Annotated in this window: 1 protein-coding gene; it reads right to left on the reverse strand. The window is 70.8% G+C overall.

Annotated elements, in window-relative coordinates:
- Positions 1 to 599 (reverse strand): beta-galactosidase (locus tag F6Q13_RS19650; protein WP_293060065.1); only part of this gene is annotated, 599 nt, incomplete at both ends.

The following is a 599-nucleotide window of genomic DNA, read 5'->3' on the forward strand; positions in this document are numbered from 1 at the left end:
TGGCGCTGTAGGAGTCCTCGTCGGCGCCGCCGAGCAGCACGTAGATGTGGTGGTCGGCCAGCATCTGCACGGTCTGGGCGACCGAGGCCAGGTAGGCCTGGTTGAAGACACCGGGCTCAGGCTCGATCGCAGCCCAGAAGATACCCAGCCGCACCACGTTGAACCCGTCGGCTTGCAGCAATGCCGCGTCGGAGTTGCTGAACCCGTCCTGGGACGGCTCGAACGGCGGCACCTTGACCATCTGGCTGAACCCGTGCAGCATCACCACCTGGCCGTCACTGTTGGTCAGCCACGTGCCGGTGGTGCTGATCGGCTGTATCTCGATCCCTGGGTTGTCGGTGCCCACGGTCTGCGCCTGGGCGCCGCCGGCCGGCGGGACTCGGGTCAGTGCGCCGGGCTCACCGACCACGCCGTGGGCACCGAATGTGCCACCCAGCCCACCGGCACCGCCCAGCGCGGGCAAACCGTCAGGGTTGCTCCCGTCGCCGCCGGCGCCGCCAGGGCCGCCACTGCCGAGCAGTCCCGTGCCGTTGCCGCCGTCCCCGCCGTCACCGCCGGCCCCACCCAACGCGGGCAACGCCGCGGGGTTGCTCGCATCA

It is taken from the genome of Mycobacterium sp., assembly GCF_008709575.1.
Classification (GTDB): Bacteria; Actinomycetota; Actinomycetes; order Mycobacteriales; family Mycobacteriaceae; genus Mycobacterium.